The sequence below is a fragment of the Microscilla marina ATCC 23134 genome (genome assembly GCF_000169175.1).
In the GTDB taxonomy this organism is placed as follows: Bacteria; Bacteroidota; Bacteroidia; order Cytophagales; family Microscillaceae; genus Microscilla; species Microscilla marina.
Window position 1 is genome coordinate 76,237 of the sequence record NZ_AAWS01000029.1, and the last position, 27,000, is coordinate 103,236.

At 39.9% G+C, this 27,000-nt stretch carries 19 protein-coding genes and 1 pseudogene; 11 read left to right on the forward strand and 9 right to left on the reverse strand.

The window, feature by feature from the left end; translation table 11 throughout:
- Positions 1-133 precede the first annotated feature (133 nt).
- From M23134_RS23360 to M23134_RS23370, 6 genes and pseudogenes are all read right to left on the reverse strand, one after another.
- A complete protein-coding gene (locus M23134_RS23360; protein ID WP_157558616.1) occupies positions 134-2,518 on the reverse strand; it encodes a TonB-dependent receptor in 2,385 nt (794 codons plus the stop codon).
- 62 nt (positions 2,519-2,580) lie between these two features.
- Positions 2,581-2,991: a glycine betaine ABC transporter substrate-binding protein gene (locus tag M23134_RS40580; RefSeq protein ID WP_157558617.1), complete on the reverse strand. Its 411-nt coding sequence runs from the start codon at positions 2,989-2,991 to the stop codon at positions 2,581-2,583.
- Positions 2,924-3,390: pseudogene (locus tag M23134_RS42775) on the reverse strand (ABC transporter substrate-binding protein). Before M23134_RS42775 ends, M23134_RS40580 begins: the two are co-directional and overlap by 68 nt.
- Positions 3,354-3,791, reverse strand: coding sequence for an ABC transporter permease (locus tag M23134_RS42220; RefSeq protein ID WP_002700145.1), 438 nt, complete (start codon positions 3,789-3,791; stop codon positions 3,354-3,356). The pseudogene M23134_RS42775 and the gene M23134_RS42220 overlap by 37 nt, the downstream one beginning before the upstream one ends.
- Positions 3,792-3,820: 29 nt before the next feature.
- Positions 3,821-4,042, reverse strand: a complete 222-nt coding sequence (locus tag M23134_RS42225) for a hypothetical protein (protein WP_232296830.1) — start codon at positions 4,040-4,042, stop codon at positions 3,821-3,823.
- A gap of 167 nt (positions 4,043-4,209) precedes the next feature.
- Complete coding sequence (locus tag M23134_RS23370; RefSeq protein WP_002700149.1) at positions 4,210-5,784, reverse strand: mechanosensitive ion channel family protein; 1,575 nt, start codon at positions 5,782-5,784, stop codon at positions 4,210-4,212.
- A 233-nt stretch (positions 5,785-6,017) separates the two neighbouring features.
- Between M23134_RS23370 and M23134_RS23375 the strand changes: the two genes are divergently transcribed.
- Complete coding sequence (locus M23134_RS23375; protein WP_157558618.1) at positions 6,018-6,308, forward strand: hypothetical protein; 291 nt, start codon at positions 6,018-6,020, stop codon at positions 6,306-6,308.
- A 142-nt stretch (positions 6,309-6,450) separates the two neighbouring features.
- Here the strand turns inward: M23134_RS23375 and M23134_RS23380 are convergent, their stop codons facing one another.
- On the reverse strand, positions 6,451-7,524 hold the full coding sequence (locus M23134_RS23380) for a 3-oxoacyl-ACP synthase III family protein (RefSeq protein WP_002700153.1): 1,074 nt from the start codon (positions 7,522-7,524) through the stop codon (positions 6,451-6,453).
- Between the two features lie 460 nt (positions 7,525-7,984).
- Between M23134_RS23380 and M23134_RS23385 the strand changes: the two genes are divergently transcribed.
- From M23134_RS23385 to M23134_RS23395, 3 genes are all read left to right on the forward strand, one after another.
- On the forward strand, positions 7,985-10,882 hold the full coding sequence (locus M23134_RS23385; RefSeq protein WP_002700156.1) for a triple tyrosine motif-containing protein: 2,898 nt from the start codon (positions 7,985-7,987) through the stop codon (positions 10,880-10,882).
- Between the two features lie 463 nt (positions 10,883-11,345).
- Positions 11,346-12,134, forward strand: a complete 789-nt coding sequence (locus M23134_RS23390; RefSeq protein ID WP_002700158.1) for a LytR/AlgR family response regulator transcription factor — start codon at positions 11,346-11,348, stop codon at positions 12,132-12,134.
- A gap of 449 nt (positions 12,135-12,583) precedes the next feature.
- Positions 12,584-13,090 (forward strand): RNA polymerase sigma factor, encoded by a 507-nt coding sequence (locus tag M23134_RS23395; RefSeq protein ID WP_045114189.1) that lies wholly within the window; start codon positions 12,584-12,586, stop codon positions 13,088-13,090.
- Positions 13,091-13,183: 93 nt separating this feature from the next.
- Here M23134_RS23395 and M23134_RS23400 read toward each other — a convergent pair whose 3' ends face one another.
- Positions 13,184-14,569 carry a tetratricopeptide repeat protein gene (locus M23134_RS23400; RefSeq protein ID WP_002700162.1) on the reverse strand — a complete coding sequence of 462 codons (1,386 nt, stop codon included), beginning with the start codon at positions 14,567-14,569 and terminating at the stop codon, positions 13,184-13,186.
- A 506-nt stretch (positions 14,570-15,075) separates the two neighbouring features.
- On the opposite strand from M23134_RS23400, the gene M23134_RS23405 reads away from it, so the two are divergent.
- The 6 genes from M23134_RS23405 (at position 15,076) to M23134_RS23430 (ending at position 23,310) form a co-directional block, all read left to right on the forward strand.
- Positions 15,076-16,236, forward strand: a complete 1,161-nt coding sequence (locus tag M23134_RS23405; protein ID WP_002700164.1) for a tetratricopeptide repeat protein — start codon at positions 15,076-15,078, stop codon at positions 16,234-16,236.
- A gap of 832 nt (positions 16,237-17,068) precedes the next feature.
- A complete protein-coding gene (locus tag M23134_RS23410) occupies positions 17,069-20,704 on the forward strand; it encodes a hypothetical protein (protein ID WP_002700169.1) in 3,636 nt (1,211 codons plus the stop codon).
- Between the two features lie 567 nt (positions 20,705-21,271).
- Complete coding sequence (locus M23134_RS23415) at positions 21,272-21,730, forward strand: hypothetical protein (protein WP_002700178.1); 459 nt, start codon at positions 21,272-21,274, stop codon at positions 21,728-21,730.
- 7 nt (positions 21,731-21,737) lie between these two features.
- The gene (locus M23134_RS23420) at positions 21,738-21,953 is read left to right on the forward strand and encodes a hypothetical protein (protein WP_002700179.1); all 216 of its coding nucleotides are present in this window, start codon (positions 21,738-21,740) and stop codon (positions 21,951-21,953) included.
- A 426-nt stretch (positions 21,954-22,379) separates the two neighbouring features.
- On the forward strand, positions 22,380-22,814 hold the full coding sequence (locus tag M23134_RS23425) for a hypothetical protein (RefSeq protein ID WP_002700181.1): 435 nt from the start codon (positions 22,380-22,382) through the stop codon (positions 22,812-22,814).
- 85 nt (positions 22,815-22,899) lie between these two features.
- Entirely contained in the window at positions 22,900-23,310 is a 411-nt protein-coding gene (locus tag M23134_RS23430; RefSeq protein WP_157558619.1) for a hypothetical protein, read from the forward strand.
- A gap of 90 nt (positions 23,311-23,400) precedes the next feature.
- On the opposite strand, the gene M23134_RS23435 is transcribed toward M23134_RS23430, so the two are convergent.
- Complete coding sequence (locus tag M23134_RS23435) at positions 23,401-24,168, reverse strand: RNA methyltransferase (RefSeq protein WP_002700186.1); 768 nt, start codon at positions 24,166-24,168, stop codon at positions 23,401-23,403.
- A 215-nt stretch (positions 24,169-24,383) separates the two neighbouring features.
- Here M23134_RS23435 and tamL point away from each other — a divergent pair, with 215 nt between their 5' ends.
- A complete protein-coding gene (tamL, locus tag M23134_RS23440; protein ID WP_002700191.1) occupies positions 24,384-26,915 on the forward strand; it encodes a translocation and assembly module lipoprotein TamL in 2,532 nt (843 codons plus the stop codon).
- Positions 26,916-27,000: the final 85 nt, after the last annotated feature.

Sequence of the window (27,000 nt, forward strand, 5' to 3'; positions counted from 1 at the left end):
GATGATGAGCAACTCAAAACAAATGACTAAATAATACCTGCATTGTTTCAAGCTACCTAAGTTGTATTCTGTTCAATGCCTTAGCCAAACGTGATGGTTAACCTGTTTGTTTGAACTAAAGTAAATCTTATTTCTAAAAATTCCCAATCAACCTAAAATTTATAAACCTGGTAGATAAAGTATTAGGTATAGCATACTGCATGCTATTGGTATCAGTAATCCAATTATAAGAGATTGTATTTTCGGTGGCTAATATATTTAAAATTTCTAAACCAATCCAGAGAGATTTTAATACCCTGGCATTGCCTATTTGTATATTATCAAATGAAACCACTTTAGAAAAACCTATATCTATACGTCGGTAGGCACGCCCGTTGAGCGCCGACCGAAATTTGTCATTGTTTGGAGGGCCAAAAGGCAAACCAGTACCATATACCATGTTTACATACGCCCTAAAGGTAGGATTATTGGGTAAATGATCCTCAAAATAAGCGGCAAAAGTTAACCTTTGGTCAGTAGGACGCCTGATATAACCCACTCCATCGCCTTCTACATCTTCGCGTACATTCATTAGCCCCAGGCTAAACCAAGACTCAGCTCCTTTTACAAAATCTCCGCTAATGCGTAGGTCTAAGCCAGTGGCAAAAGCTGTAGCGTTGTTTTTGGCAAAATACCTGATCCGAACATTGTCTATGTCATAAGGGATTACATTCTGAATATACTTATAATACACCTCTGCCGTCCATTTAAAACTCCGTTCACCTATTTGAAAACTCCGTTCTACTCCTCCTATCAAGTGCAACGATTGTTGGGCTTTGAGGTCAAGATTCAGGTTGCCTTCCCGGTCGCGTAGCTCTCGATAAAAAGGAGGTTGTTGGTATACTCCCGCTGATAACTTAAACACCGTAGGCTGACGCCAATCAGGAGTAAACGCGTACTGAAAACGAGGGCTTACTATCCACTCTTGATTAATGTTCCAATAGCCTACCCTTACCCCATAATTAATAGTGTGTAAGTCTTTGATGTTGAAGCTATGTTGTATATACCCCGAAAAACGGTGCGATCTGAGTGCTAACTTGTTATTAATGGATTGATTGAGGCTGGTAAATCCCGCAGAGTCGATAAAACTATATTCCTCGAGCACATCGTTGATGTTTTCGGCATTGTAACGCCCACCAAACTCTAAAAAATGGTTGTCGTCAATGTTCCAGCTATTACGACTTGCCGCACTTATAATGGTTGCTTGCAAACGGTTGCGGGCATTTTCATAAATTGTACCGATTGATCTTTCGGCTACACAACGGTTGGTATTGGTGGTAGGATCGGGTACAATATCGCACAAACGATACCCACCTTCTACATCTACAAATTCTCGTTCGCGGGTGTTCATTCCAGACACCAACCACTCGGTGCGTAATCTTTTATTAAAATAATGGGTAAGTTTCAGGGCACTTTGAAACAGTGCATATTGCATGGTTTCTTGTCCGTTGAACGCTACCAGCAACCGAAAAGGGGTATCTAAGGTACCAAAAGTAGTTTGGCGGGCGGCAGGACGTACCAGGTAATTATTTTTGGCGTAAGCCGTAAGCCATTCTAGCGAGGTGTGTTTAGAAAACTGGTAACGAAACAAAGCTTGTACATCGGTAAAACGCGGTAAATATTCTCCTGAAGTGGGCAAAGTATTGAGCAAGTACTGAGAGTCTTTATGGCGTACTCCTGCCACAAACGAAAGTTTTTTACGAGCAGCTACTCCCTCTATATGAGCAGTGCCCCCCAATAGCCCCCAACTAACCGAACCTCCCCATTGTGTAGGCTTTTTGTAGTCAATAACCAAAGCTGATGACATTTTGTCTCCATATTTGGCTTCCCAGCCTCCCGCCGAAAACTCTACTTTTTGCACTAAATCGGGGTTAATAAAACTCAAACCTTCTTGTTGTCCTGCCCGCACCAAAAAAGGGCGGTATACCTCTATGTTGTTTACATATACCAGGTTTTCGTCAAAGTTACCTCCTCGCACCGAGTAAGACGATGATAGTTCGCTATTAGTTACTACGCCCGGCAAAGTAGCCAGTATTTTGTTAAACTCGCCAAAGGGAGTAGGCAGCGTTTTGATAGTTTTGGGTGGAATGGTAAAAATAGAGACCCGCTCAGACGGCAACTTACTTCCTTTCACGGTGACTTCTTTAAGGTTAGAAGAATCAGTCTCAAGGCGAATATTGAGGGTAAATACCTGATTTTTGGCAAGCTTCAAAGGAATTTTTTTGGGTACATAGCCTACAAACTGAGCAATACATACAAAGTTTTGATTGGCAGGCACCAAAAACCTATAATTACCTAAAGAGTCGGCGTAAGTACCGGTTTGGGTATTGAGAATAGCAATGCTGGCATAAGACAAAGGCGTACCTTCAGTATTGGTTATTTTTCCCTGAAGTTGGGCTTTGGAGTTTTGGGTATAGGCAGGCAATGCAAAGCAGCAAAGAAGGCTAAAGTATAAAAGGGTGTATACAAGATTTTTCAAAGTAATTATTTTGGTGTTGTCTTTAGATCAACAAAATTAATCATAAATTTTATGAAGGTCACCTACTTTGTATTGTTTTTCAAATAAGCACTAAAATCACTGATGGTTTTGAGACCCAACAAACCGACTTGTCGCTTACGCATTAGTACTGCGTAGGTGTTGTTAAAACCCAAAGGGTTGAGCCAAAGCAGGCGATGGCGTTTTTGCATTTCGAGGCGTACATAATCATACACCTTTTGGCGGTCGTTGCCCAATGGCTTTGCCTTTGCTGGGGGAGTTTTGAGCAATACAAACAAGGCAGTTCCAGTATATTCGGGGTATAAATCTATCTCGCCTGATTTGAGGGCTTCAAAGGCAATTTGGGTGCCTCCCAACCCTAGTTTTAGCTTTACCCGTAGGTTGCTGTTATTTTCTATTAAAATTTTTAAAAATTTCGGGCAAAATATAATGTTCAGTAAACTTTTTGCCCCCAATGGTAATGTCTGCTTCTTGGCCTGTGTAGTAACGTTGGGTTTTAAACCCCTTATGCTTCATAAAGTCTTGTGCCACCTTGCGTGGATTTTGTTTTTTACCATCTACCAAATAATTCATTCGAATCATTTCTGCCTCTGATATTTTTCCGGTAAGCTGCTCAAAAACCTGCATCAGTTCGGGGTGCTTGCTCAGGGTATTTTGTCGTACCAGGGGAGCCACAAAGTAGGGGGGAAATAGTGCTTATCATCTTTGAGAGTGGTGAGGTTATAGGCATCAATGCGTCCATCGGTAGAGTAGCCAATGATGGCGTCTAGTCGTTGGCCTGCCAGCGAATAATACATGAGTCCAGCTTCCATGTCGGCTACCTTAAGGTTGGTAAACCCATAAGCACTAGCCAAGTTTTGGTAACTGTCAGCGCGTTCGATAAACTCAGGGAGCCCATCAACTTTGCCGATGAAGCGTAAATTACTACCGAATAACTGGCAATAAACAACAAGGCCATGCCTGCTATCCAGCTAAAGTAAGGAGTGATTTTAAAGTGTTTTTGTAAAAAAACCAAACCGAAATCAAAAAACAGGGCGAGTAATGCGGCTGGAACCGCCCCTGCCATCATCATTATTGGGTCAACCAGCGAGATGCTTCTGAATATAAATTTGCCCAAACCTCCAGCATCAATCAGAACACCCAAAGTGGCCACTCTTACATTGATGGCTACTGCAGTGCGAATGCCCGCAAAAATAACTGGCATTGCCAGAGGCAATTCTACTTTGTGTAGAATTTGGCGACGTGTCATGCCCATACCACGCGCAGACTCTATGACCTCTGGGGCTACCTCTTCCTGTAAAAGTATTGCGCAGGTAGCAAAGCATATAAAAACAAGGCGATGATGGCTGGTACTGAGCCTATGCCCACCAAAGGAATAAGTAAACCCAACAAGGCAAGGCTTGGAATGGTTTGAATAACTCCTAAAGTCCCTAATACACCGTTTGAAGCTTGACGATGACGGCTAAGCAATATACCCAAAAACAAGCCTAATGCAGTAGCTATCACCAACAATACCAACGTAAGGTAGATGTGATCAAGGGTTTAGTTGAGGATCTCTGCCCGACGGGAAACAATAAATTCAAAAAAACGGGTCATAGAAGATTTTTTAAAGCGCTTGTTTATATTTTGAGCAACAAACAATCAATACTGACAGACTTTTGGCGTGTCAGTATTTAGATCGTCATTTTCTTATGGGCATCTTTGTCTAAATCATCGTCGTCATCGTCATCCACATTGTCATTTTTAAAAAAGTTCTTCATAAGGTCAAGTAAGCGACGTGCGACGGTATCTTTTTCTTTTTCTTCCACCTCTTGGGCGTATTCACGCGATTTTTTAATGTTTTCTATCTCACGTTTTGCCAGTATTTTACTCATTTGACTAAGTATATTTTGACGATCATCAAGCAACGGTTTGATAATGTCTTTACTTATTTCACACAATAATACATCAGTCAAAGCCCTTACAGTGGCTTTTCTTTCTTCTCCGGTAAGCAAGGCGCGCTCACCAAAAAATGACCCTTTGCCCAACTCAGCTACTTTGAGGTTTTTGCCATCTTTTTGTCTTACCAACACCTCTAGTCGTCCTTCGGCAACCAGGTAGAGTGAGTTATCTTTTTCACCTTCAATTACAATGCGTTCGGGAGGTCCGTAACGTTGCCACTTGGCTTTTTTGGCGATTTCAAGGTCTTCTTCTTCGGTAAAAGGTTCGAGCACCTCTACGCTGTTCATCAAATAAATAGCTTTTTCTACTGGGTTATTAATCACCCCCTTGTCGGGCATAGGGTAGAGCCCTTTGCGACGCAACATATGCCAGACCGACGACAACACATGACTTTTGACATGCTCCATGATATCGTAGTCGGTAGACACTTCTATAGTATAAGTAGCGCTCGTTTTCGAAAAGTTATTGAGGGTAATCAATGGGGTGGGTTCGCGCAATACCCAGTCGGAATCAAGCGCTGAACGAATTAAGAGTTTTTCTACTTCATGGGGCGACAAATTGCCAGTGATCAAGACTTGCATTGTGACAGTTTTGATCTTGGAGGGGCGCGAATAATTGATGACGTTGGACTCTACAAAAGTGGTATTAGGAATGGTAAGCTGGTTAGCACCAAGGGTGAGTAGTTTGATTGATTTCCATCCGATCTCTTGAACAAAGCCTGCTTGATTTTCTAATTCTATAAAATCCCCTTTGCGAATTTGACGATTGAGGTTGAGCGAAAGCGCAGTAAAGGCTTTGTTGAGGGGAACTTTACCTAAATAAACGGCTACACTTCCGGCAAAACCCGAAGTAGCAAGCCATATAGAGAGGTTGGCTCCGTATACAAACACTACTATACACAAGCCAGCCAGAAAAAATACAAGCCCCGATGCCAGGTGAATGAGCAACAAGGGCACCACGCGTTCTCCATCTTCATTTACCAGCGCTCCATTCCACAAAAAATAATTGAGCAAACTATTGATAAGGTAGGCACCAGTAAGCCAGGGAAACATACCAAAACTATCTTCAACTACTTTTCCGGCATAGGGTGGGTAAATGTTCATATTGCGAAACAATGTGAACCAAATTTCGCGCAGGGGTGAGGCAACCGCCAATCCTAATAATATAAAAAATAAGAATACAATGCGTTTGCTTTTTTGGGGTACCTTTAACTTTTGGGCAATGCTCCACATTATATATAAAATGACTACCACCATGGCATAAAAGCCTGCTATCATCAAAAGTGAATAAAAAGTACTTAACTCCATAGGTTGAGTTTGTGTATGTAAGATTAATCCTTGATTTTCAAAGGGGTAATTTTAATAAATTATACCAAAACCCCCTAATTTGAGGTATACTTTGTTTGACTTACCTGAATTTTTCGGAGGAGGGAAACCTGCCCAACAAAAACCTATAAGTCAGCTTGCTGCTTGACAAATATCAGTTGGGTTGTGTATATTGCCCTGATTGCATTTTGCTCACCCACCCAATAATGTTACCTATGATTACTACGACTGTTTTAGAAACCCTCAGCGAATTGTTGATAGGGAAATACTGCTTTAGCCGCGATGATATCAGGTCTACGGAGTTGTTTAAAATAGAAGAAGTAAAACCCTACAGGGCGTTAGAGGATATTCCGAAAGGGTGGCAAAAAAAAATGCCCTACATTACCCCTGAAAATAAAGTAACAGGATTAAGGCTCATAGGTAAGTCGACTAAAGATGGAGACAAAATAAGGCAAAGAATAGTAAAAGTAGAAGAGTTGATGGAGTTTGAGTTTTTTAAAACTTGAGTTGCAATGCTTTTACTCTGTGGGTGACCGAAGGTATATAAAAAACAAATGGTGGGTGCTAAGTTGTACGATTGTAAAAAACAGTGAGCAACTTGCTACAAAACAGATTTTAAGTGCCACTTGCTCACTGTTTACCTGTTCTTCAGAACCTGTATACCAGACAATTGGTGTGCATACCTGCCCCCACCGATGCCATGACTACTACATCGTTCTTGTCTACGGTATGCTCAGGAAGTTTGCCCTTAAGCATTACATCGAGCAAAGTAGGGATAGTGGCCACAGAAGAGTTGCCTATGTTTTGCAAAATGACGGGTACTTGTTTACAAAATCTGCTGGCAGCATCTTCTGCTCCGTTGAGGGTTTTTTCAAAGATGGCCTTCAGCATTTTTTCATTTGCCTGGTGCAACAAAAACTTAGAAATATTTTCTAGTGGTACATCGGCTTTTTCCAGGCATTCATGAATCAGTTCGGGCATATTTTCTACCGCATAACGGTATACTTTTTTGCCTTGCATCTTTACATATAAGCCTTTGTCAAGGTCGGGGTTGGTAGATGCTCCCATTTTTAGATAATTGACTTCTTCTTCGCAGTGCGAAAATGTTTTATTGGCAAGAACCCCACGTGGTTGCTCTTCTTGAAACCCGCTCACTACTACCGCACCAGCACCATCGCCAAATAGCATAGAGTCGGGGTCGTGGGGGTCAAGCACCCTTGACATTGCTTCGGCACCTATGACCAATACGTGCTGGGCATCACCACAGGCAATAGACTGGTGTGCTTGTATGACTGCCTGCACCCAACCAGGGCAACCAAACAATAAGTCAAATGCAGCACAACGTTGGTTTTTTATTTGTAAATGGTGTTTTACTAAGGCAGCAAGGTTGGGAATCAAGTGTGAGCCTTGACTTTGGTCTACCAGGTTGCCAAAGTTATGAGCTACTATAATGGTGTCTAGTTGTTCTTTATCTATACCCGCTGACACAATTGCATTTTGAGCTGCCAACGCCGCCATGTGTGCGGTGTGGTGGTGTTCTTCTATGTACCGTCGTTCACGGATGCCCGAAATTTCTTCTACCTTATCAGCTACTGCTTCGCTGGGTTTTTCTATGGGTTCCCCGTTTTTTCGATAAAAAGTATTTTGGTGAAAATAACTGCCCGGTACTTCGGTTTTCGGGAGGTAGGCTCCCGTGCCTGTAATTACGGAGTTAGTATACATTGCCTTTGTTTTTTAGTTGGCTATCTTTATTTTAAACCACGCAAAACCTGCCTGTCACTGACAAACAAGTTTTAATTTGATATGAGTCAGCAACATTATGACCTTTGTGGCCCTACGTATCCTTAAGGTCAAACATATTGACGCGATAAAAAAGCTTTTCATTCAAAAATTCTAAAGATTTATCCTATGTTACAACTATATTTTGATATAGTACTATTTAGCGGTTCAATTCATTTAACCACTCTTTAAGGTTCAAAATTTACTCTTGCGAAAGCATTAAAATATTTAAGTAGATATCTGTATTATTTTAAGATATTTTCAGGTTGGTTTTAACAATAGGGGGGGGCAAAAAGCAGGTATTCAACAAAGTTGTGACAGATACTTAAGAATATGGCGGTGTAAGTTGCTTAGGCATTGAATTTGTGATCAGGAAGAGCCTGAACGAATAAAAGAATAGGCAATGAACCCAACCCCCATTTATCTGAATTTTTACCGATTTTATACCACTTTGTTTGCCTTGCTTTGGCTGGTCACAGGTTATACCCTTCAAGCACAACATGGAGACTTGTACCTGACAAACTACAAGGTGCCCATTAAAAACGTTGACCATCAAAACCGGGCAATTGCTCAAGGTACAAACAATGTGATGTACTTTGCCAATACTAAAGGAGTGCTCAGTTATGACGGGGTGGTCTGGGGAATGATTCCAACCAGAAATACGCCCTACTCACTGTCTATCAAGATTAAATATGACAATATAGTATATGTAGGCTGCCGCAATAACTTTGGCTACCTTACCCGTGACAAACTGGGCAGAGAAACCTATAAGTCTATATCAGACAGAAAAGCCAATCTTAAAGTTTTGGGGAGAATTTTTGGAGAGGTAAACCGCATTGTTCAGAAAAAAAAGCACATTTATTTTTACAGCCATAAAGCACTCATCAAGGTAAACCGAAAAACACTTAATATTGAAAAGGTATGGTTTACCCACAAAGAGCGTCAGTTTGCAGGTATTTTATTTTTAAACGACACTCCTTATATACAAATAAAAGCCAAAGGTTTGCACCGAATAGCAGGTGATAAACTGATACCCATAGGAAGTAGTAAAATGTATGCTTACCTCGATATTCACGACTCGTTTATGTACAACAATGAACAGGCACTGTTTATAGCAAGCAATAGCTGGTCGTACTTGTTTGATGGCAAAAAAATAAAACTATACATTCCACGCGACTATAAATACCTGCTAAGTAACCTTATGAGGGGAGCACTACGAGTAGGTAACAAAGATATTGCTTTTTCTACCCTATCGGGTGGGGTACTGGTGGCAGAACAGAATTATGGCAAAACCAAACGCATTATCAATTATCAGACAGGACTACCCGACGACGAGGTATTGGCAATGTATAAAGATCGTTTAGGTGCCTTGTGGATTTGCCATTCTTATGGCATTACCCGTGCTGACGCCCGGCTTCCGGTAAAATCATACTCGTCTTATGCTGGAATAGACGGCAATGTCACATCATCGCTCAAAAGAGGAGACTCGCTGTTTGTGTCTACCAGTGAAGGGGTGTTTTATTTGAATAAAGTAAGTAGGTTCGAACAGGTGGCCAGTTTGATAAAAAAAGAAGCTAAGTACCTCAGAACCATTAAAAAGACTGAGAGGGTAGTAACGATTACAGAGCCTAAAGATCGCCGCGAAACCAAGTTGCGTATTTATCGCCACTCAGAAGAAGGAGAAAAAGATGTAAAACGAAAGATAGAAGTAAAAGAAACCTCCAAAACAGAAGAAACCCCCTCAAGGGTGATTAGCTATGAGAAATCATCGATAAGGTTACCCAATGAAGATATCAGGAAAATATACGCGATGGCGTCTATACCTTATATATATAAAAAGGTGACTGGGTTGCACGCCAAGTGCCGCCAAATGTACCCTTATGGCAAAGGCATGCTCATTGCCAGTAATATAGGGCTTTATGCGGCTTTTACAGAAAAAGACGAAGTAGCAGCTTCTCCTGTTATCAAAGATGAATATGTACATTTTATTTATCAGTCGCCCAGCAACAAAAACTGGTTTTATATCGGGACAGAGCACGGGCTGCATTTTGTAGTGTATAAAAATGGTCGTTTTAAAACCCAAAGTACGCTGCAGGACATGACCGACCTGGTATATTCTATTGTAGAACATAGTAATGGCCTGTGGTTAGGGAGCGAAAACCAGGTATTAAGGGTAAACCTTGACCCTAAAACAGGGATGTTTAATAGCTTCAAGCGCTTTCCCTTTGCCAATAGTTATTCAGAAAACATTGCTGCCCGCTTGATAGATGGTGAGCCTGCCTTCTTTTTATCTTCTGGAATTTATAGTTATGATGCCAAAAAGAAGCGTTTGATACAAAAAACGGCACTGCAAAAATATGCCAATACTGAAACCAAAGTGTTGTATCACCAGCCTGGTTATACTTGGGTAGAAACCAAGAATCTATGGACAAATATTACCAATACCAAAGCAGGCAAGTTTAGACTGGCGCAGTTTCTTGAGCTATTTGATGATGTACAAGATATTTATATAGACAAAGTAAAAAATATTTGGGTAGTAAATAACAATGAGTTGTTTAAAATTGACGCCCAGGCAAAACTTGACGACAGGAAATATTTTAAGGTGTTTATAAAGAATGTCAGGAATAAGAAGGGAAAGTTTTTACCCCTGAAAGATTTGGTAGTAAAACATACCGACAACACTTTGTCTTTTACTTTTCAGTTGGCTTCACCGTTCTTCCGAAACGAAGATAACACCGTGTATCAGTACTGGCTGGAAGATTTGGAAGACCGCAGTAAAAAGAAGAAAAAAGTAGATTGGTCAGCCTGGAACAAACGAGCCATTATATCATTTCCTTTTTTGCCCAGTGGTCAGTACAAATTACATGTAAGAGCTAAAAACACCTTTGGCCAAACCAGTCAAGACCAAGCTTTTGTGTTTCAGGTAAAACCTCCATTTTGGCAAACATCGTGGTTTTATGCCTCTCAAACACTTTTCTTTTTGGGCTTATTACTACTTTCATTATTGTTTAGTCGTAAAGGTACCAAATACGCCAGGGTATCTTATGTACTTACCTTTGTCACCATTATTACCTTCTTTGAGTTTATCATGCTCACCTTTGAGCCTTATGTAGACAATGCTTCCAACAATGTACCAGTATTTAAACTAGGGATGAACATACTGCTTGCCCTTAGCCTGGCGCCTATCGAGATGCTACTACGCCGTATGATTCTTAAGAAAAAGGAGTCTTCGCGTGAGGCAGCAAAAAGAGTGGCCGAAAGAAAGGCTGACAAACAAAAGCCCACAAGCAGGAGTGAATAAACAAGAAATTAAGGCAAAAAAAATGTCCGCTGTTTAGTCATACAGCGGACTTATTGTTAACTATGCCTTTCTTTAAATTTGCTAGTCTGGAGGATGAAAAAAATGATTTTGTTTTTATCCTGTATAAATGTATGTAATAAATGCACTCAAAACAAATCATTTGAAGAGTTATTTGAAAAATAGGAGTTTTTACTAGTCCTTTCTTAAAATGCCCTAAAATAGTATTACCTGTTTAAAAATCAAACACTTACCCGTAAATATACTCATTCATTGTATAGGCAAACTATTTATTATGAAATGTTAAACTGTATGTACTATATAGTCGAATATCAATAATTATGTATAATTAGCTAATAAAAGGTACACTAAACGCACATTCTGCCCCTGCATTACTTGCAAAAACAATCGTTTGAATCTCTCACATAATTCGCTAATTTTAAATTTTAACCATACTCAACCAAAAATGAAGGTACTCATTATAGAAGATGAAGCACCAGCGAGTCGTCGTTTGCAAAAGTTGATCACTGAAATAGACCCTCAAATAGAGGTGCTTGAGGTGCTTGATAGCATAGAGGCATCAGTGCAATGGCTAGGTCAGCATGCGACACCTGAGGTTATTTTTATGGATATACAACTGGCTGACGGAGTGAGCTTTGATATTTTTGAACAAGTGCAAATCCAAACTCCAGTAATTTTTACTACTGCCTACGACAATTACTCCCTGAAAGCTTTTAAAGTAAACAGTATCGACTATTTGCTAAAGCCAATCAATAAAACAGCGCTTACCCAAAGTATCGAGAAATACCGCCAACTCAAAAATCAGTTTTCAACAAGTAACTATCAGCAGCAAATTGGCAACCTGCTTGAAACACTCTCGCTGGGAGCAACTGGGCAAAATAACACCAATGCTTACAAAAATAGATTTTTGGTAAAACTCGGTGATCGCCTGGAGTCGGTAGCTGAAAGTGATATAGGGTATTTTCAGGCAAAAGACAAAATGGTGTTACTTATTACACAACAAAATAAAAAATATCCGATAGACTATTCGCTCGATGACCTGGAACGCTTGCTTCATCTTGCCCATTTTTTTCGCATCAACCGTCAGTTCATTGTAAGAATAGATGCCATCCAAAGTATCCATACTTATTTTAATGGCAAACTAAAGGTAATACTGACCCCTGAAGTACAAAACCAGGATATTGTGATTAGCCGAGAAAAAAGTACACAATTTAAACAGTGGCTTGATCTGTAGTTTTTATATAAGCACTTGGTGGTATGTATTAGGTGGTTGGTGTTTCTTCTTTTTAGAGAGGCGAAGATAATAGGGGAGAAACTGGCAATCAAGTATTCTATCTCTTCTTAAGTTTGCTCAACACGCCTCAAATGTTGCTGTTTTATCTTAATATTCATGACTTATTGCTCAATAGGGCATTCTATTCCATTTTTTAATTTTTTTAGTCAAAAATACTTTGGATATATGTGTATCCAAAATAGTTTGCTTTACGTACTTTGTAAAAATAAGTATTGTTTAACTTATTGGGATATAAATTAAACAGCATAAATATTCATAAAAAGTATATATAAAGAGTTTAAAGTGCTTTTTTTAATAAAAAAAGAAAAAAAATAGATGTAATTACTTTTAATTATGTTTAATATTATATACTTTTGGATCAACAAAAACTAAACAAACAAAGACTCATCATGCAAACTATAGAATTCAACACCATAGACAAGGCATCCAAGATGCTAAAGCCTTTTGCCCTCAAGCTCACTAAGGATAATGAGCAAGCCAATGATCTATTACAGGAAACAATGCTTAAGGCCATTACTAACCGCGAAAAATTTACTCAAGGAACTAATCTCAAAGCATGGTTATACACCATCATGAGAAATACATTTATTACCAATTATCAAAGATTGGCGCGTAGAAATACCTTTATAGATAGCACCGCTAATCTGCACTACATAAACTCGTCAGATAATGTAGTAGATAATAAGGCTTATGCCAACTTTACAATTCAAGATATTAACCAAGCAATTAGCAAACTAGACGATACTTATAGCGTTCCCTTTATGTTGCATTTCAAAGGGTTTAAGTATCACGAAATTGCTGAGAAATTAGAGATTCCGATTGGAACCGTTAAGAACAGAATACACCTTGCCCGCAAGGAATTAAAAGATAGCTTGAAACAATACGCAAGTCATTAAACTCGCCTGAGTTTGATGATGAAAGATGAACATTTGTTTTGTGATTCCCAATAAACATAATCAGTTGTTGGGAATCTTTTTATTTATATGGCCTTACTTTTTGCAGTAAATATCTAACAGTTGATACGCTTCAAAATGAAAGCAGGTATCACTTGCGTATCTCCAGTCTTTACACGCTTGAGTTATATCACCTAACAACTGATATACCTTGCCTCTTTCGCAATATGCATCACCGTTCCACGACTCCAGCTTTATGATAGCACTATAAGCATTTGCCGCTGCTTGGTAATTGCCCTGTAGTTTGCTTGCTTTCCCTTTTACTTTATATGCCTCTATATAGGCATTGTCAAGTGCCAATGCCTGATCAATATCCTGCATGGCCAATTCTAGTTGCCCCAAAGTGGTGTTCACTTGTGCCCTCCCCAGGTAGGCCTCTTTGTGTAGTGGGTTAATACGGATTACTTCTGAAAAATCCTGCATAGCATCTTCATAATATTCCATTTCGTTGCGTAATTTACCACGATAATATAAAGCCCCCTGGTGTGTTTTATCGTGCTTAAGTACTTTGTTCAAATCATTCATAACTCCTTGAAAAACATCAGACTCGTACTTTGCCTTACCTCGGTAAAAGTAAGCCGCAATACATTCTGGAAAGTGCTCGATGCAAGTATCACCAACATTGCGCAATTCGTGCCACAATGCTTCTTTATCTAAACGTTTAAACTCGTATATATACCAACCATATTGTCCCAAGCTCTCCATTATTTGTTCTACCACGTGTTGATCAAGGCAAAACCTCAATACTTTTTGATAGATAAAATCATTATGCAGCATTTCCCAATCCCAATGATCACTAAACGCCTCAATCAATTTTATAGACCAAGGCAAACTTTCATTTTGCACTAAAGTATCCCAGTACCAGTTTTCCTCAAACCATTGTATTAACTCAATCGTCCACGGAATGCTGTGCAAATTGCTTAGTTCTGACCAGTCCCACTTGTCTTTAAACTTTTCGATAAGCAATATGGACCAAGGCAAGGCACGGTTTTGAGAAAGGTAATACCAATTCCATTCGTCTTGAAATTGTTCAATTAATTTCGTTGACCAAGGCATTGTTTCGTTTGAACTTAGCTCGTTCCAGTCCCACTTGCCCTTAAACTCTTCTAACAACTCAATAGACCATATACCCAATCCTTGGCTATTCATCTTATCCCATTGTTCTAGGTTTGCCCTTTTGTTGGAGGCTATTTCAGGCATGCGTGCCCCAGTACTCAGGGCTGTCCAATCGATTTTACTATGGTATTTTTTTAGTAACTCAGGAGTCCATGCAAGGTAGACGTTCCCGCTGATGCTTTCCCAGTGCCAGCGGTCTTGGTATTTTTCTAAGGTGTGTGCATCTAAAGGGTAATATTTAGAGATCATTTTAACGACAAAGCCTAAATGCTTGCTAAAAAAGTTTGATTTTATTCCTCCACTCATAGTGTTTAATAATATTATTTAGCGCTTGTTTAACATTAGCCAGAGGCGGAGTTTGAAATTGGCAACTATTTGATTAAAACCAGCGTTGGTCTGTAAGTGTTTATTATTGGTGAACAAAAATAACTGAATATCACTTGTTGGAATTGTTCTATTGTTGTTGTACCGATGTGCATCTAATATTGAAAATCCTCCAAAGCGAGTTTAGTGTACTCCAAACTTACATCGGGGAGATAGGCATGCTTTGTATACTACCCAAAGGAACAATCATTTCAATACCAACGTTTAACATGGTTTTTGCTGTACAAAACAAAAAAATCAAGTGCCCAAAGAATGATTAAAGTTGATCACTTCGTAGAGTGAGTTGATATAAATGTAAAGAAGCAATATCTAAATGCAATATTATTTTGATATTTTTGTTAGAAAAGGTAAATTTCTGTTTGTCTTATTTTCAAGCAGTTCACTTGTCAGGATAATTATTCAAACACTGATAAAAAACATCCAATAACATGAAAAAAATCTTTTGTTTGGCAGTTGCTCTTTTGTGGTTGTCTGCCTTTAGTTTTGCCCAGGAAACCCTTACTCCTGAACAAACAAATACAATTAAACAAAGCACAGCAAAGCTGTTGCAAAACTACGCAAAAGCGCTTAGCTCGATGGGCGACACCAGTTTTTTACGCACTCTGGAGCCTAAACCTTCTGAATCGGGTACCCAAACCGGGAGCAATGACCAAGACCAAGAGCCTACTATAGAAGAGGTTCCTTACAAAGAACGTTTGATAGATGTGTTTTTTGAAACCAACGATATTTATGTTTGCAATGATGTTTTCCCTTACTTTAGCAAAGCCGATCACCCCCAAACTGCCAACATGTCTAAAATGGTAGTGGCAAAGACCTACCTGACTTATATCATGACCTGGTATAAAAAAGGCATCCAGATAACCTATGACAACCTTGAATATGGGCAAATTAAATTTAATAAAAATGCCCCAGTGCCTTATTATCATCTGAGGGTAAAGTTAAATCGCAAAATTAAAGGCTCTTATCAAGACGGTAGTGTGTATGAAGACTCTACCCCACTTTATTTTTATATACGTACTGCTGGTAAGTACCCCACGCAAATGAGCGAAGTACAGATATTTTCTATAGATTGGGGCACTCAGGAAGCCCGCGCCCGAAGAAGTGGTAAGATCAGGGTATCGGAAGGCATAGCTGCCGGAACTCGTTATTTCGACAGTGAAAACTACCGGATGGCGTATGAAACCTTGATGAAGTATAAGGATGAAAAAAAATTACGCAAAAATGCCAAGGCTTCGCTTGCTCTAGCCTGGATGTATTTTAGAGGATTGGGTACCAAGGAAAACTTTAAGGAAACACTGGTTTGGCTACAACACGCTGCTGACCGTAAAGACAAGTATGCATTGTTTTACCTGGGCGAAGCTTATTATTTTGGCTATGAAATAAAAGAAGATGAAAGAAAGGCTTATAAGCTTTATCGAAAAGCTGCAGGTAAACGGCTAGGGATGGCAGAACATGCTACTGGACGTGCCAACGAACTGGGCAAAGGGACTTCTAAAAGTATGAGGCGGGCACGTCACTGGTATAAGCGTGCTGTAAAACATGGCTATTACCAGGCTCAAAAAGATTATGACAGAGTGAAAAAGAAATAAGCTGATTTTTAGCAGTTATTGAATCCCGTAGATATGGTGTAAACATCGATATTTGCGGGATTTTATTTTGAATTATGTTCTATACTCATTCTTTTTGAGCACTATGCCACTTTAAATGCTGTTTATTTACGTATATTCAACGTGCATTTTAACTTTCAGAAAATGAGGTGTTTATAGTACCTTGTATATATAATATAATGGCGTAAATTTTGTTGTAATCAAATTTTTTCAGAATATTAACCTGTAGAACAAGTATATAAGAAAATAAAAAATTAACTAGCGCAGATCAAAGTAGAATAAAAAAATACACACACAACAACAAGTAAAGGTGGTGGCTAACATTCCACTTGCCAACATTAAAAAAGAGAAGGTATAGCCAGGTCAATTGCTGGTATTTGTTTTTAACCTTATGCGCTAAAATGCCCAAAGTAATAGCAACCTAAAATTAACCACATTAAAAAGAAATTGTATGTTACACTTTTCATTTATTCAAAAATCTGGTAAAAATTCGGTGTGTGATTTTTCCGAGATAGCGTATTTAAACCTGACTATATCCGAGTATACTCACCACATGGTCAAAGCCCCTCCGGTATATTAATACTCTTCCACTTTCATTTACTTCAGGTACTTTTTTAACAACCTAATTATATAGGTTGAACCCTTAGCGTATGCCCTTTACATGTTTGTTTAAGGCAATCATTCAAGGGAGAGGTATACCCTCAAGTATCAAGCACCTGAAAACTTACTTTCCATTTTTACTAAACGATCTTGGGCAACTATTGCCAGAAGCATGGCATTGTTACGCCTTCAGATACAAGACTAAAAGCACTCTATGCCGGAAAAAGTACAGGAGACTACCAAAGAACAAGAAAGTCAGGGTGGTACACAAAAAAGCAAAAATCAGCAAAATCAACCCTCTAAAAAGAAGCTGGGAGGGTCATCAAAATCTTTGCCCGAACCACATAAATCAAAGCATCAAAATGTGGTACTTAATCACAAAAAACCGCTTCACAAGGCAAAACAAAAACCTATAGAACTAGGCAAGCGAGATACCAACTCTAAGGTATTTGATGTGCTTGCCGTAGACGAAAATGTGGGTTTCGAGGCACTAAAGAGCCTACTCCGTAAATATTCCGATCAAATTGGTAAAGACTTGGTTGCCCAACTCCTAAGTTCGGCAGGCTCGGCAATGGATTACCTTACTGGAAGTGCTATGTTGAGCGCACAGCCAAATTGGACAGGCCAGATCAATAGTTATGTAGATAATTATACTGGTTTTCAGGATTCAGTAACCAAAATGGGGACTGCCATAGATAAGTATGGTACAGCCCTAAAAACTGCCCACGATACTTACCAAACAGTAAATAGCCCAGGACTACACCTTGTAAGGGTTTTTCTTAAATATGTGATTGGGCGAGGTACTGCTTATGTGATGTCATTGGGTAAAAAAGCCACCCCAAAAACTATTCACAATGTCACTGTTATGTCAGAAAGCCTCAGTTACCTGACTGACCTACAGGCAAGGTATGATGACTTGAAACGCGGCATTAGTAATCGTTCTATGCTTTTGGGGCACGTGATTTCACTTGCCGAAAAGGCCGCAAAAACCTCGAAAGATGAGCTGGCAAAACTTCAAAACTTTACCTTGTCGCAATTGCTTGCCTGGGGCTGGCAAAAAATGGATACAGGCAAATCTTTTAGCGACTTTGTGCTGACCAATAACTCTAAAATAGGCAAAGTAGGTAGTGGAGGTATACTGTTGGCCGCCATGGGCTTTTTGGCTGCTGCGGGTAGTTTATATATGGGGCAACCCCAGCTGGCTTCTAAACTAGCGATCGGTTCTACTGTGGTGGGAACCACTGGATTGGCTGCCAAATATTATGACCATAATTATATGGGCAAAGAAGACGAACAGGAACCTGAAAAACTCAACTTGCCTAAAGTTCAGGCACCACAAGGCAAAAAACCTCAGGATTCACCTGATAAAAACCGTTTTTTCTGGATGAACATGCACCATACCGACATTAAGAGTTGGGACAGTACAACCCCTATGGAGAACCAACAAGGGTACTTGAGTCAGTTGATTTGGGGCAAAGAAGATGAGCCAATGTATAAGTCAGGGGGTGCCGAGATAAAGTTTGGCATGGGATTCAATATTTTTGGAAGAAAGCTGCTCAACTCTGACGATCATACAGTAAGGCTTGATTGGGGAGGAAATTTTGAGTATAAAAACGATGATATGCTCATTACCGACCAATTGCTCAAACTCAATAAGGCATTTGAAATAGGGGCAGTGCATTTGACCAAAATTCGCATTACCAACCAAGGGCTACAGTCTATGGGGCTGGAACTCAAAAAAGTAAACGTAGCGGGCGATACCTTTCAGGTAAGCAGCATGAAGGCAGAGTGGAGCAAAGACAAAGGACTACATTTTGAAACTGCTGCCAAGGCAAACCTGTTAGACCATCAGTTTGATGGGACACTTAATTTTGACCTGGACAATGATGGCAAATTAATCAATGGGGATATTTCTATTGGTTCGGGCGATCAGTTTGAAATACTCAAAGATGTGCTCACGATTAGTAATTTTTTGCTAAGTGGAAGTATTGACGAAAACAACAAGGTAACCATAGGTGCTGAAAGTGATATGGACCTTTTGAAAGACAACAATTACTTTAATGCCAAAGTGGGCAAAGCCTATGTCAAGTATGACCAAACCCGTAAAAAGCCCTGGCTGGCTGGAGTCAATACTTTTGATGCTCAAATTATGGGTGGACGGATTGGTATATCATTTAACGATGCTCACCTGAAAGATAACCAGTTAGACATTGCCAAGGCTCAACTGATGTATACCAAAGGTGGCAGTAGTAATGGTGACGATGAAGCGCTCAAAGGTGGAGGCATATTTGGCGACCTGGAGAATATTTTCAGCATCATTAAAACTTTACAGGTAAGCGCTACTGTGGGCAAGGTGTCGTTGAGCAAAGCAAGCTTTAAGTTTGGCGAAGCTCCCAAGTGGGCACTCAATGAGTTTACTGCAGCGTATGCAGGTTTTATGCTGTCGCTCAAAATTACCGACCAGGGGCTCAAAGGAAAGCTTGCTGGAAGCTTTGACCAACACTATAATATTTTCAAAGTATTGGTAGAAACGCCCATTCCGGCAGTGCCAGGAGCCAACTTGGTAGGTAAGGCTGCCCTGGATGCCAACTTGGGCGCACGTGCTTCGTTGGATGTCACCATGGATAACAAAGATAAGCGTAACCAAAATAATAAAGGAGATAAATACCTTAAAATAAGTGGAAACGCTGGGTTTAAGGCTGGAGTAGGACTTACTGCGGGGTTGGGAGCCTCTATAGGACTTGCCAATGTAGCCTCCATTTCAGGAATGCTCATGGGACGCTTTGGAGTGGAGATGGCAGGCGATCTTCAGGCAGGTGCTACCCTGGTGTTTAACCGCAATGCTGACAAAGTGTTGAGACAAGGGGAGCTTCCTGATGACAAGTTTAAAATGAGGGCAGAGGCTACAGTAACCCCCACCTTTGATATTAGTGGAGGGCTATTTTTTAACTTATTACAGCAAGAGTTTTCGTTGGCACAGTATAGCCTGGCAAGGTGGGAACTGGGCAAAGGGCAGTTTGCTTTTGAGGCTGCTCCTGATGAAAAAGGCAAGTATCGCCTTACCCCTGATCAAAACAACACCAAACTTAACGGGCGTCAGTTCTTAAAAGATCGTAAAAAAGGGTTTTCAAAAGCTGTAAAAGGAATTTCGCCTGAGCGTGAAAAATATATAAAACTACGCCAAACATTTGACCAGGCAGAAGAAGCCTTAGGCAATAAGTCAAAAAACTACGATGAGCTAGTAGAGCAACTCACCGAGCAAGGCAAAGGAGCCGAGAGTCAAATGTTAGATACACTCTCTATAATGGTGGCGAAGCATGAGGCTTTGGTAAGGCTCAAAAAGAATAAGGAGGCTTCAAGGCTTCAATCAGGAATTAGACGATTGAAAAGAGACACCAAAAAAGTGTTGATGATCAACCATGATCCAAGAGCAGCAGTTGAATACCTTCATTATTATCGTACCAAAAAATCTGTCAAAGCTGGGTTTAATAAAATGTTACGTAAGCATTTTGCCATTTGGGATTGGCGTTTGCTGAACCGTTATGCCAAAAACTCTTTAGAAAAAGACGGAGTGGAGCGGGTAAATAACCCTGGCTTGTTTGGCAAAAAGAAAGACAAAAAAGTCCACTCACAGTATAGCGCAAAGTTAAGGCAAAGAGAAATAGAAATAAACAAAGAGTTTGATGTAGATAGTAAGCTTGAGCAACACGTAAACCAAAAAGAAAAGGAGCAAGAGCCACTAGAGCACAACCAACTAGAGCAAGAGCTTGTCGAGGAGGTTCGTAAACATGTAAAAGAACTGGAAAGTGATATAGGACCTCGCAAAAAACGAACGCCTGATACAGAGTAATTGGGCAGGTGATTTGTGTATAGCTTGTTTTATTTCAGGTGTAGCTTGAATAGGTACTTTTTGCCCTTCTTTACTTTGGTAAGGAGGGGCTTTTTTGCTTAGTGATCTGGAAAAAATAAGATGTGCCAATTCAAGAAAATATATTGTTCTCAGACGATTCAAAAAAAACGGTGCATAGCCAAAGCTATGAAGCTTTTTTTTTGAGAAGAATGAGGGCAATAGATACACTTTAATGGCTCAAATTATTTATGAAAGATCACTTATGACCAGTAGATGACTTAATATTATTATTGAATACCTATATTAATGCTTATGACAATACTCCGCAGTGATTTTAGTCAAAGTTGTTTGCTGATTAACTTTGTTGAGCTCGCCAGAGGCTCGGTTATCAGTCATTTATGAATTTAAAAATTATTTAATTGGGTGTTTAGGCATAAAACCGAAACACTTTTAAAAATAAAGTGAGCATACAATCTTAATATAAGATACTGGTTTACAGTATTTAACAAGGTGAACATTTACTCGAATCAGCTATGGACTATCGACTAAATACTATGGACTATTGTTATGACAGATCACACCCAAAAGTTGATACGCCTGCTTACCAGCACCAACGAAGACCACTGGAGGCTTGCTTTGCATTTGATACAACAACAAGGGTACAATGACGCCTTGGCACAGGCAATGACCAGCAATGGCACCAAAAGGGCTTTGTGCCTGGAGTATGGTTTTGGTTGGTTGATATTGGATCGTATTTCAGAAAACGAGAAGTTGGCAACATTACTTAAGGCAAATAAAGGGAGAACATTGCCAGGCTGGGCAAGGGGGTATGCCATGTTGGAAGAGCTATACCGTAAGAAGAAAACATTGGTGCGTAACCAACAAAAAAGCCAAGAAGCGTTAAATGAAATACATTTTGGCGGGGGAGACCTTGCCAGCAACGAAGCCGAAGAATTGGGTGTGGTGAGTGAGCACATTGCATTGATAGAGACTCGTTTGGTAGAAGTGCTTTTAGCAAAAGAATAAAAAAGATATGAAAAATAAAAATATAGGAATTTGGTTGTTGATATCGCTTACTCTGGGGCTTGCCCCTTTTCTGCCTGAACCTCACATTTGGGGCAAATTGCGTTGGATAGCCGGGGGTGCGCACGGAATGCAGCCAATGGATTGGTTTGACGCTTTTTTGCATGGTACCCCTTGGCTTGTGTTGTTTTTTCTGGTGGGTAAAACACTTGTAAAACGTCGGTAAAACTTCTACCTTTTTTTATTCGTAAAGAAGACAAGTACCAAGGCAGCATTAAGTACACCCAGTAAGTAGGTGTAACTACCTTATGATGAGCAAGTGGCTCTTACTTGTGGCTGATAGCTAATTACTTGCTGCTACTTAATTCAATGCTCCGCAGTACTTTTGGTGAAAGTTGGTTGCGGGTAATCAGTCATTGATGAATTTAAAAACTATTTAACTGGTTGGTGTAGGCTAAAACTGAAACCCTTTTAAAAATAAAGTGAGTATACAGTCTTAATATAAAATACTGATTAACTTCGTTGAGCTCACAAGTTCGGTTTACAGTATTTAACAAGGTAAACATTTACTCGAATCAGCTATGGACTACCGACTAAATACTATGGACTATTGTAATTAGTATCAAACCTTACAAAATTACCTGACAACAATATGAAGATCAATCAACAGTTTAATCAATTACGTTATGCGCGACTAAAAGAAATCATTGTGAACCATAAAAAATACACTGATTTTAATACCTTGGGCATTTACCGGGCAATAGTAGAACACGAAAAACTGAGCACCGAACAAAAAATTGACATTAGAGACTTAGCCAATGAGTACTTTAGCAAAACTTTCAATTTTTTGCAGGTTAAAGATCCCCGCACCTATTTTGCCCTGACAATATTGGGCGAAGAAGATGAGTTGACAGTGGCAGATGAAGCTAAAATATGGGAAGATATTCGTCGAAACAAAGAAAAGATTCTCAAAGCCAAGCGTATCAAACACCGCAATTTTGGGTATTACTCTAAGCACAATTGTGGCGATGATGCCTGTGTATACAATGGGGTGATGTTTAAAGAGGGTTCTCGTCATCTGTTATAGCAAAAAAAACACATTTGTCTACTCCCTTTTTATGTGGCTACTGTCTATCAGATAGAGTTTAGAACATAACAACTATACAATACAAATGATGCAAACATTATTTTTATCATTGATGACTGCCTTGAGTACTTTTTTTGCTGTACCCACAACAAAATCACCTGGTATAGACAAACAGTATATTTATCAACATTGGGTGATTTCGGCAAAAGAGTCTACCAAAACAGTTACTGTGTACCGCCCTCATCACCTGGCAGATGCAAAAGGGATAGAAATGAGGCATAAACACGCAGGGATGATTATCAAAAAAGGAGGAAAGTTTCGTCAGTTGCGCTGGAGAATGTGTGGCAATGATACGGGACCTTCGGGGTATGACTACCAATGGAAATGGCAAACTCAAGGGGCATCTCAAACTCTTTTGGTAATCAAGAAAAAAGCTACTTACAAAGTATTGGCACTTAGTAAAGATATGCTAAAAGTAGAGAAGCTAAGCAAGTAATTAAGATAATACAAATAATTTTATTTGAACCTGTCAGGGAGAAGTCTCTGACAGGTTTTTTTATGTAGTCAAGGAAAAAATAACGTTTATTTATGTAGTGTCTTTTTTTACATGGTCACAAATAATGGCAGTCGCCATGGCTACATTGAGCGATTCTGCCTGCCCAAAGCGGGGAATAGTGATTTTTTGCTGAATGTGTGATGCCATAGATGCTCTGATGCCTTTCGACTCGTTGCCCAATACTATATAGCCCGCCTCTTTTGGGAAAGACCATTCGTGCAAGTTCGCTCCATCCAAAAAAGCGCCATATACTTTAGGTGCTGCCAGCGAGGGGAAGTAGGCCTCTAAATCGGTGTAATGAATGTTTACCCTAAGAAAAGACCCCATACAAGAGGCGATTACTTTGGGGTTGTAAACGTCAACTGTGTCGGGCGAGCAGAGGATAGAACGTATACCATACCAATCGGCAATGCGTACAATGGTGCCAAGGTTGCCAGGATCTTGAATACCATCCAGTACCAATGCGTATTCATTCTGCGCCAGTGGTGCTATTGGGGTAGGCTCTGGCAACTGTACTATGGCCAGACAACTGTTGTTGGTTTGAAAATGACTACCTTTTTTGAGTTCATTGGCAGTAGCTACCAATACCTTGGTGGCTGAGGTCTCGATGATGGGAGCATAGTTTTGAGCAAAATCAGCAGTACAATACAGTTCACTTACTCTGTAGGCAGATTGAAGAGTTTCTACTACACTTTTTTCTCCTTCTACTAAAAAAGCCTGGTGTTGTTTACGGTATTTTTTTACCTGTAGTGAGTGGAGCAATTTATATTGCCTTTTAGAAATGTTTGTGTCGGGCACTTCGTCTAGGGGGTTTAGTCATCAACAAAGCTCCAAAGATAAAAGGTGAAGGCTAAAAAATAAGCGTTGGGTTTTATAAATATTTTTTGACTTCAATGCATTCTTCTTTTTGTAACAAGGAGCAGGCATAAATTGATATTTTAAAATTTTGTAAATCAAAAAAATACGCAGAACTTAGTATTGAATCAACATAATGCATGATAACAGAGAAATATATGCTAAAAACTGTTCATTATTTGGGAGGCTGGTTGCTGGTTTTAGGGGTATTGTCGGGGTGTATGAGCACCAAAAACTGGAAAAAAGGGCAGTATTTTTTGCGGAGTCAAGACATAAAAGGCAACAAAAAGCTGTCTTCGAGTAATTTGGAAGCCCTTTTTCGTCAAAAAACCAATACTCGTTTTTTATTTGGGTATCCATCGGTTGCTGCTTACAATTATGGTTTAAAACGGTTTGAACCCGAAAAAATAAGGGCTAAAATAGAAAAAACCAAGGCCAAGTATGATACCCTGGTAGAGCAACAAGAAGCGCGCATAGGCAAAGCGCCAGAGGGTGCCAAAAGAGAAAAAATAAGGCAAAAGGCAGAGAAGAAGATACGTAAATTAAAAGAAAAAAAGGAAGACAAAGTGAAAGACCTGAACCAGACCTTAAGAGAAGGCAACTGGTGGATGCGTTCGGTAGGGGAGAAGCCAATCTTTTATGACTCGCTCAAGGCAAAAGAATCTGCAAAAGAGATGGAGGCATATTATCGGTCTAAAGGTTTTTTTCAGGCAACAGTAGATGTTGAAACCAAACGCAATAAAAAAAGGAAAAAAGTAAAGGTTTATTATAAAGTAGAAGAAGGCAAGCCTTTGTTGTTGGGCAAAATAGAATACGTGACCGAAAACAAAGTAATTGATTCGTTGCTTACTACCCCTGAGTTGCGAAAAAAAAGCCCTTTAAAGCAAGGCAAACGCTATGACGAGGAAGACTTCAACACTGAACGTACCAGGATAGTTAACTTGCTGAAAAATAATGGGTTTTATACTTTTCATAAGCAGTATTTACTTTTTAAGGTAGATACCACTGCCCTAAAAGACACCACTAAACAAAACCGTAAACTAGCCCATTGCCGTATTGTGGTCAATCGTCCGGCGGGGGAAGAAAAATATCACCGTCAATACAAAATTGATAAAGTCATATTTGAAATACAGCCCAACACTGAAATAACGAACAATGCCAAGCCCGATTACAACAAAAAGGTATCTTCTAAAGGGGTAGTGTATAAATTTGCCAAGCGCCGCATTCCCTATTCGTCGCATATTTTGGATTATAGGGTGCAGATTGAGCCTGGTGCCTTTTACCAGTACGACCAAGTGTTGCGTACCAAAAGTTTGTTAGGAGCATTAGACATGTTCAAATTTGTAAACACCACCTTTGAAATACCCAAAGATAGTAACGACCAAAAGGTGGGAAGGCTCATTGCCCGAATAAAAACCAGCCCGGTAGAAAAATATCAGTTTACCAGTGAAGCCGGTGTAACTGTAGGGCAAGGTTTGCCGGGCCCTTTTATCAACTTATCGCTCAAAAACCGCAACTTGTTTGGGGGAGCTGAGGTATTCGAAACCAACTTTCAGTATACCCTTGATGGGCAGGCGAGTTTTTCTGACGAAAATCAAAACTATAGCAGTCAGGAGCTAAGCTTAAACACCGCCTTAAACTTCCCAGTGATTTTATTCCCTACCCGTTTGAGGTTTCTGTTCAACGATTATGGCCCAAAAACCCGGATCAATGTTGGGTACAACTTTGTGCAACGCCCAGAGTATAACCGAACCAATTTGCGGAGCTCAATGACATACCTGTGGTTTAGCCGCTACTCTAGTTATAACTTTACCTTGTCAGAAATAAGCTTCGTAAATGTGCCTCGTATTTCGTCGACTTTCAAAGAGCAGTTGTTAGAGTTAGAAAGGGCGGGAAACCCTTTAATCAAGAGTTTTGAGAGAGCCCTTGTAGGGAGTTATTACTTTACTTACACTTTTAACAATACCAATATTGGGGAGTTAAGAAACGCCCACTACGTTAAGTTGCTGATGGAGTCGGGGGGGACTACTTTTAACCTGATTGACCGACAGTTTTTGGGGGGAGATACCCTTATTGCCGGACTGAAGTATTTTCAGTTTTATAGGTTCAACTCTAGTTTTCATTATTATTTACCTTTGAACAAAAAACAAAAACTGGCATTTAGAATACACGCTGGTATAGCTCGCCCTTACGGAGTATCAGAAACATTGCCTTACGAGAAGTTTTATTTTGCCGGAGGGAGCAATAGTGTGCGTGCCTGGGCACCACGGCGTTTGGGGCCTGGGTCGCACCCACCCGAACTAAGAGAAGGGTCAGAAGAGTTTGATTACTCGTTTGAACAACCCGGTGAAATAATTTTTGAAGCCAATATGGAATACCGTTTTCCTATTTATGGCTTTTTTGAAGGAGCCTTGTTTGTAGATGCGGGCAATGTGTGGATGATAGAAGCCGACAATCGCCCTGGGTCAGAGTTTAAGTTTCCATCATTTTTGCAAGAAATAGCCGTAGGTGTGGGTTTTGGCTTACGCCTCAATTTTTCGTTTTTGCTCATTCGTCTCGATGCAGGTGTCAAAGCATACGACCCTGCAAGGGCAGTAGGTAACCGTTATGTTTTGGGTAATTTTAATCTGGGCAATCCAGGGCATAACGGGCAAACCTTGCTTAACTTAGGTATAGGATATCCCTTTTAGTTAGCTTTTCGCTATTTCAAGTCTCCGGTTGGAAGGTTTAAAATGGGGGGATATTTATACAAATAAACCAAGACCTTGATGAGAA

Excerpts from the sequence above, each read along its gene's own strand:
- M23134_RS42220 (WP_002700145.1), bottom strand. The coding sequence starts at position 3,791 with ATGGGCATGACACGTCGCCAAATTCTACACAAAGTAGAATTGCCTCTG.
- M23134_RS23370 (WP_002700149.1), bottom strand. The coding sequence starts at position 5,784 with ATGGAGTTAAGTACTTTTTATTCACTTTTGATGATAGCAGGCTTTTAT.
- M23134_RS23375 (WP_157558618.1), top strand. The coding sequence starts at position 6,018 with ATGATTACTACGACTGTTTTAGAAACCCTCAGCGAATTGTTGATAGGG.
- M23134_RS23380 (WP_002700153.1), bottom strand. The coding sequence starts at position 7,524 with ATGTATACTAACTCCGTAATTACAGGCACGGGAGCCTACCTCCCGAAA.
- M23134_RS23385 (WP_002700156.1), top strand. The coding sequence starts at position 7,985 with ATGAACCCAACCCCCATTTATCTGAATTTTTACCGATTTTATACCACT.
- M23134_RS23390 (WP_002700158.1), top strand. The coding sequence starts at position 11,346 with ATGAAGGTACTCATTATAGAAGATGAAGCACCAGCGAGTCGTCGTTTG.
- M23134_RS23395 (WP_045114189.1), top strand. The coding sequence starts at position 12,584 with ATGCAAACTATAGAATTCAACACCATAGACAAGGCATCCAAGATGCTA.
- M23134_RS23400 (WP_002700162.1), bottom strand. The coding sequence starts at position 14,569 with ATGAGTGGAGGAATAAAATCAAACTTTTTTAGCAAGCATTTAGGCTTT.
- M23134_RS23405 (WP_002700164.1), top strand. The coding sequence starts at position 15,076 with ATGAAAAAAATCTTTTGTTTGGCAGTTGCTCTTTTGTGGTTGTCTGCC.
- M23134_RS23410 (WP_002700169.1), top strand. The coding sequence starts at position 17,069 with ATGCCGGAAAAAGTACAGGAGACTACCAAAGAACAAGAAAGTCAGGGT.
- M23134_RS23415 (WP_002700178.1), top strand. The coding sequence starts at position 21,272 with ATGACAGATCACACCCAAAAGTTGATACGCCTGCTTACCAGCACCAAC.
- M23134_RS23420 (WP_002700179.1), top strand. The coding sequence starts at position 21,738 with ATGAAAAATAAAAATATAGGAATTTGGTTGTTGATATCGCTTACTCTG.
- M23134_RS23425 (WP_002700181.1), top strand. The coding sequence starts at position 22,380 with ATGAAGATCAATCAACAGTTTAATCAATTACGTTATGCGCGACTAAAA.
- M23134_RS23430 (WP_157558619.1), top strand. The coding sequence starts at position 22,900 with ATGATGCAAACATTATTTTTATCATTGATGACTGCCTTGAGTACTTTT.
- tamL (WP_002700191.1), top strand. The coding sequence starts at position 24,384 with ATGCTAAAAACTGTTCATTATTTGGGAGGCTGGTTGCTGGTTTTAGGG.